The sequence below is a fragment of the Shewanella sp. MF08487 genome, assembly GCF_050848685.1.
GTDB lineage: Bacteria > Pseudomonadota > Gammaproteobacteria > Enterobacterales > Shewanellaceae > Shewanella > Shewanella glacialipiscicola.
The window spans coordinates 76,486-82,883 of sequence record NZ_JBOZPB010000023.1; the positions used below are offsets into that span (position 1 = coordinate 76,486).

5 protein-coding genes are annotated in these 6,398 nt (G+C 44.8%); 3 read left to right on the forward strand and 2 right to left on the reverse strand.

Features of this window, described 5'->3' with window-relative positions; genetic code table 11:
• Positions 1–9: 9 nt before the first annotated feature.
• Both tsf and rpsB read right to left on the reverse strand, forming a co-directional pair.
• Complete coding sequence (gene tsf / locus ACRN9H_RS15360; RefSeq protein WP_220772668.1) at positions 10–861, reverse strand: translation elongation factor Ts; 852 nt, start codon at positions 859–861, stop codon at positions 10–12.
• 121 nt (positions 862–982) lie between these two features.
• Entirely contained in the window at positions 983–1,711 is a 729-nt protein-coding gene (gene rpsB / locus ACRN9H_RS15365; protein ID WP_076496791.1) for a 30S ribosomal protein S2, read from the reverse strand.
• Positions 1,712–2,019: 308 nt separating this feature from the next.
• Here rpsB and map point away from each other — a divergent pair, with 308 nt between their 5' ends.
• Genes map through dapD form a run of 3 tightly spaced genes read left to right on the forward strand, consistent with a single transcriptional unit; the run spans position 2,020 to position 6,276 of the window.
• On the forward strand, positions 2,020–2,820 hold the full coding sequence (gene map / locus ACRN9H_RS15370; RefSeq protein WP_432314944.1) for a type I methionyl aminopeptidase: 801 nt from the start codon (positions 2,020–2,022) through the stop codon (positions 2,818–2,820).
• Between the two features lie 24 nt (positions 2,821–2,844).
• Complete coding sequence (gene glnD, locus ACRN9H_RS15375) at positions 2,845–5,430, forward strand: bifunctional uridylyltransferase/uridylyl-removing protein GlnD (RefSeq protein ID WP_432314945.1); 2,586 nt, start codon at positions 2,845–2,847, stop codon at positions 5,428–5,430.
• Positions 5,431–5,451: 21 nt separating this feature from the next.
• Entirely contained in the window at positions 5,452–6,276 is an 825-nt protein-coding gene (dapD, locus tag ACRN9H_RS15380) for a 2,3,4,5-tetrahydropyridine-2,6-dicarboxylate N-succinyltransferase (protein WP_220772671.1), read from the forward strand.
• The last annotated feature ends 122 nt before the right edge of the window (positions 6,277–6,398 follow it).

The window sequence follows — 6,398 nt, forward strand, 5'->3', positions numbered from 1 at the left end:
CGTAGGCTATTAAGCCTTTTTAGAAGCAGCGATTTGAGCAGCAACTTCAGCTGCGAAATCTTCTTCTTTTTTCTCAATACCTTCACCGACTTCTAAACGAACGAAGTTAGTGATTGTAGCGCCTTTCTCTTTCAAGAATTCGCCAACAGTTTTCTTTGGTTCCATGATGTAAGCTTGGCCAGTAAGAGAAATCTCACCAGTAAACTTCTTCATACGACCAGCAACCATCTTTTCAGCGATCTCAGCAGATTTGCCTTCGTTCATTGAAATTTCGATTTGCAGAGCTCGTTCTCTTGCAACTAAATCTGCAGGAACGTCTTCTGGATTAACGAATTCAGGCTTAGAAGCAGCAACGTGCATTGCGATATGCTTTAAGATTTCTTCGTCAGCATTACCAGCAACAACAACACCAATACGCTCACCGTGGCGGTAAGAAGAAAGGTTTGCACCATCGATATATTCAACACGACGAATGTTGATGTTTTCACCGATTTTAGTCACTAATGCAACACGGGCATCTTCAAACTGTGCTTTTAGGTCTTCGATAGTCACTTTAGACGCTGCAGCAACATCTAATACTGCATTAGCAAAACCTAAGAAGTTTGAATCTTTAGCTACGAAATCTGTTTGGCAGTTCACTTCTAACAGTGCAGCGAAACCTTCGCCATTCTTGATTAGAATTGTACCGTCAGCAGCGATATTACCCGCCTTTTTAGCAGCCTTGGCAGCACCAGACTTACGCATGTTGTCAATTGCTAACTCCATGTCGCCGTCAGTTTCTGTCAGTGCGTTTTTACAATCCATCATGCCTGCGCCAGTACGCTCGCGCAGTTCTTTAACTTGGGCAGCAGTAATTGCCATTGTTAAATCCTCTATAAAAAAATCGACTAATTTGCAGATATAAAACAGGGGCACAATGGCCCCTGTTAACCAATCAAAAATCTTGGTTAATAAGGGTGATGATAATCATCGCGCCTTATTATTATTCGGCTTCTACGAAACCGTCTTGCTCAGCTTGAACAGCCAAATCTTGACCACGGCCAGCTTTCGCAGCAGCAGCAACAGAAGAAGTGTACAGGCGGATAGCACGCATAGCGTCGTCGTTACCAGGAACGATGTAATTAACACCATCTGGCGCAGAGTTAGTATCAACAACTGCAACAACAGGGATACCCAGGTTGTTAGCTTCTTTAATAGCGATATGCTCGTGGTCAGCACCGATGACGAATAATACGTCTGGCAGGCCGCCCATGTTCTTAATACCACCTAAAGATTTTTCCAGCTTTTCAAGCTCACGAGTACGCATCAGCGCTTCTTTCTTGGTCAGCTTGTCGAAAGTACCGTCTACTGATTGGACTTCCAGCTCTTTCAGACGTTTGATTGACTGACGAACTGTTTTCCAGTTAGTCAGCATGCCGCCTAACCAACGGTGATCAACATAAAACTGATCACAAGATAGAGCAGATTCTTTGATTGCTTCGCCAGCAGCACGTTTAGTACCAACGAATAATACTTTACCTTTCTTTGAAGCTACGTTGCTGATGAAAGCAAGGGCTTCATTGAACATTGGCACTGTATGCTCAAGGTTGATGATGTGAACACCGTTGCGAGCACCGAAAATGAATGGCTTCATTTTTGGGTTCCAGTAACGGGTTTGGTGACCAAAGTGGACACCGGCCTGAAGCATATCGCGCATTGAAACTGTAGTCATTTCTATTACCTTAAAATTTAGGGGGTTAGACCTCCACGCATCCCATGTCTTCGACCCCTTATATAACCACTTAGGGCACCCCGAAGAATGTGTCGATACGTGTGTGATTTAGTATTTAGACAAATTGCCATGTATAATGGCCGCAATATTTAGTCTTGCCATCATCAAAGCAGAGCGTAAAGCTGGCGAGGACAATTCGTCAAGACTTAAACATAACGGCGCGCTTTATACCATAAATAGCTCTAAAGCACAAATTTTTGCATTAGATTGCGCTGCCATCGAACATTTAAGACAGAAGAGAAAATGCAATGAGTATCGTCATTAAGACAGCGGAAGAAATTGAGAAAATGCGGGCTGCGGGTAAACTGGCTGCAGACGTATTGGAAATGATCGCCCCTTATGTAAAGCCTGGCGTAACCACCAATGAACTCGATACGCTTTGCGCTCAATATACGCAAGAGCAAGGCGCCATTTCTGCGCCACTTAATTACCATGGATTTCCTAAATCCATCTGTACCTCGGTCAATAATGTTATTTGCCACGGTATTCCCAACGATAGCCCGCCATTGAAAGAAGGCGATATTCTCAATATCGACATCACTGTCATTAAAGACGGTTACCACGGTGATACCTCAAAAATGTTTCTTATTGGCGAAGTCAGTCCAAAAGATAAGCGTTTATGTCGTATTGCCCAAGAAAGCCTGTATTTAGCGATTCGTAAGGTCCGCCCAGGCCTAAAACTGGGTGAAATTGGCAATACTATCGAAAAATTCATCAAAGCCAGCAAAACAGGCCTTGAGAAATATTCCATCGTGCAAGATTATTGTGGCCACGGTATTGGATCGGGTTTCCACGAAGAACCACAGGTCATGCATTATCGTAACGGCGATAACACGATTTTACGTCCAGGCATGTGTTTCACGATTGAGCCAATGATCAATGCGGGGCGCCATACCACCATACTAAATCGTGATGATAAATGGACGGTAACCACCTCTGATGGTAAAAATTCTGCCCAGTGGGAGCACACGTTATTGGTGACAGAGAAAGGTGTTGAAGTGCTCACGCTGCGTAATGAAGAAGATTTTCCGCGAATTATCAACCATTAATATATGGCAATCATAAGGGACTAGATGAACACAGCGCTACTGGCTAAACAAGCACTTATCGAACAAAACCAAGCCTTGCTTGCCCGTTTTCAAGCAAAGGCTCCAATTGTTGAACTGGTCTTGCAGCGCTGTCAGTTTGTCGACTCCCTTGTGAAGCACGTTTGGGCCCAACTTGGGCTCAATAGATTTGATATCGCGCTTATTGCTGTAGGAGGATATGGCCGCGGCGAATTACACCCTCATTCAGATATCGATTTACTCTTCCTTTACGATAACGACTTATGTGCAGATGCTGAAAATGCCCTCAGTCAATTCATCGCCTTTTTATGGGATGCTAATCTTGAGATTGGCCACAGTGTTCGCACCTTAGAAGACACGCTTAGTTTAGGACGAATTGATGTCACCATCGCCACGAACTTACTCGAAGCACGCTTTTTAACTGGTACTGAATCACTGTTTGATAGGCTTTATGATGCCATTCGCCAAGGTGACTTTTGGACATCGAGTGATTTTTTTATCGCTAAACGTGACGAACAAAATGCCCGCCATGCCAGAGCGAGTGCCTTCGATCTTGAGCCCAATATCAAAAGTTGTCCCGGTGGCCTGCGGGATATCCAAACAATAGCTTGGGTCGCTATGCGCCATTTTGGTGCCGCGCGTTTAGAAGAGTTAGTGCAATACGACTTTTTAGAACCCGCGGAATTAGAAGAGCTGCTCGAATGCCAGTCTTTTTTATGGACCCTGCGTTTTGCCCTACACATGACAGCAGGACGCGATGAAAATCGCCTACTGTTTGATGTACAACGCCAAGTAGCCGAGCTCATGGGTTACCAAGATGCGACTCAGCTTGCCGTCGAACAAATGATGAAACGCTACTATCGCACGGTTCGCCGAGTGATGGAGCTAAACGAAATGCTGTTACAGCTATTTAAGCGCGCCACATTAGGCCAAACAAAAGCACTCGAAATCCAATCAATAGACAAACACTACCAACGCCGCGGCACCTTTATTGAAGCCTTAAGCGATGATCTATTCGATAGCAGTGAAGAAATAATTAGACTGTTTTTATTGGTGGCTAAAAACTCCAATATCAAAAGTATTTACGCGCCAACGCTACGTTCGCTGCGCCGTGCTAGACGCGCCCAAACACAGGCATTACAGGAAAATCCACTTTGTCGCCAAGCCTTTATGGAAATTTTGCGTCATCCTCGCGGCATTGTAGCCTTATCCTTAATGCATAAACACGGCGTGTTATCGGCCTATTTACCAGCATGGCGCAATATCGAAGGTCAAATGCAGTTTGACCTATTTCATGCTTATACCGTCGATGAACATACCCACAGATTACTGCTCAATATTGAACGGTTTTCTCAAGCGGAACAAAAAGAGGAGTTTCCCTTAGGTTCTGTGCTTATTAACCAATTACCGAAAAAAGGGTTATTGGTGTTAGGCGCTATCTTTCACGATATCGCCAAAGGTCGCGGGGGGGATCATAGCAAGCTGGGCAGCGTTGATGCCCTCGCCTTTTGTAAACTCCATGGCTTGAACGATCACGATGGCCGCTTAGTCGCTTGGTTAGTTGAAAACCATCTGGTGATGTCAATTACCGCCCAGCGCCGTGATATTTCTGATCCCGATGTGGTTGCCAACTTTGCTAGCAAAGTGCGCGATGCCGTGCATCTAAGTTATTTATACTGCTTAACCGTAGCCGATATCTGCGCCACCAACGAAAAAACCTGGAATAGCTGGAAAGGCTCGCTACTACGGGATTTATATTTTTCGACCCAAAGAGTACTCGCTCGTGGTAAAGAAAAGCCGGTCGATATTCGGGCGCGTGTGCGCGAATCACAAGCCAAGGTTAAAAAAGAATTACTGCGCCGTGGGCTTAAAGAAAAAGATCTGGATATTTTATGGCACCGTTTCAAAGCCGATTATTTTTTACGCTACCAGCCAAATCAACTGGCTTGGCACGCTGAAGCGATTCTAAAACACAAACAACTCGACGAGCCCTTAGTACTCGTTTCGAAACATGCCACGCGCGGCGGTACAGAATTATTTGTTTATTGCCAAGATAGACCTAAATTATTCGCGACTGTGATGGCGGTACTCGACAATAAAAATATTACTGTCCATGATGCCAATATCATGACCTCTAAAGATAATTATGCGCTCGATACCTTTGTGATCTTAGAGCAAAATGGCGAGCCTGTTAGCCAGTTATCGCGTATTCAAAGTGTTCGAAAAGCCCTCGAAAAAGCGCTGGCGAGTGATAGTCCAAAACTGCCACGTTTTAGAAAACTATCACGTAAGATGAAACCGTTTCACGTTCCGACGCAAGTAAGTTTCCTTAAAAGCAGCCGTCAGGGCACCAGTATGATGGAGCTTATCGCTTTAGATAGCCCAGGATTACTGGCTAAAGTCGGTGATATCTTTTACCGTTGCAATACAATATTACTCGCGGCCAAGATCACCACCATTGGTGAACGTGCCGAAGATTTTTTTATGCTGCAGACCAATGAAGGTTTACAGCTCAATGAACATCAAGAAAATACTCTCAGGGAAGCGTTGATCAATGCCCTGAATGTAAAAAATATCGAATCCGTTAATTAACGAAACCAGTGGGAGAAATAAATGGAGGCTTTACGCCAACGTATTGAAGCAGCGTTTGAAGCACGCGCCGATATCACACCAAGCACAGTCGATGCCAGCATTCGCAGCGATGTGCAAAATGTTATCAATATGCTCGACAGAGGAGAAGTACGTGTTGCCGAAAAAATCGACGGCCAATGGCATGTACATCAATGGCTAAAGAAAGCCGTGTTACTGTCGTTCCGTATTTTTGACAACGTGGTCATTGATGGCGCTGAAACCAAATACTTCGATAAAGTGCCATTAAAATTTGCCGAATATGACGAAGCACGCTTCAAAGCCGAAGCCATTCGTGTAGTCCCTTCTGCTACCGTGCGTAAAGGCTCATTTATCGGTAAAAATACCGTGCTGATGCCATCTTATGTGAACTTAGGCGCCTATGTTGATGAAGGCACTATGGTTGATACATGGGCGACTGTCGGTTCGTGCGCACAAATTGGTAAGAACGTACATTTATCAGGTGGTGTTGGCATTGGTGGTGTATTAGAGCCATTACAAGCTGGCCCAACGATTATCGAAGATAACTGTTTTATCGGTGCGCGCTCTGAGATTGTTGAAGGCGTTGTGGTTGAAGAAGGGTCAGTGATTTCAATGGGGGTGTATATTGGCCAAAGCACACGTATTTATGATCGCGAAACGGGTGAAGTCCATTACGGCCGCGTCCCCGCAGGCTCTGTCGTTGTGTCGGGCAACCTGCCGTCGGCCTGTGGTAAGTACAGCCTTTATGCTGCCATTATTGTTAAAAAAGTGGACGCAAAAACCCGCAGTAAAGTGGGTATCAACGAGTTACTACGCATCGTTGACTAGGGTCTGTTGATCTTTCGAGAGTGATTTTTAGACAGCATGACAAGACGTTATAATTTGCTTCGCCAAAAGTAACCATAACCTCAAGCCATGCCAAGACTTATGCTAACCGATGAACGCTGGGA

Coding starts and splice junctions, on each gene's coding strand:
- tsf (WP_220772668.1), bottom strand. CDS start 861: ATGGCAATTACTGCTGCCCAAGTTAAAGAACTGCGCGAGCGTACTGGC.
- rpsB (WP_076496791.1), bottom strand. CDS start 1,711: ATGACTACAGTTTCAATGCGCGATATGCTTCAGGCCGGTGTCCACTTT.
- map (WP_432314944.1), top strand. CDS start 2,020: ATGAGTATCGTCATTAAGACAGCGGAAGAAATTGAGAAAATGCGGGCT.
- glnD (WP_432314945.1), top strand. CDS start 2,845: ATGAACACAGCGCTACTGGCTAAACAAGCACTTATCGAACAAAACCAA.
- dapD (WP_220772671.1), top strand. CDS start 5,452: ATGGAGGCTTTACGCCAACGTATTGAAGCAGCGTTTGAAGCACGCGCC.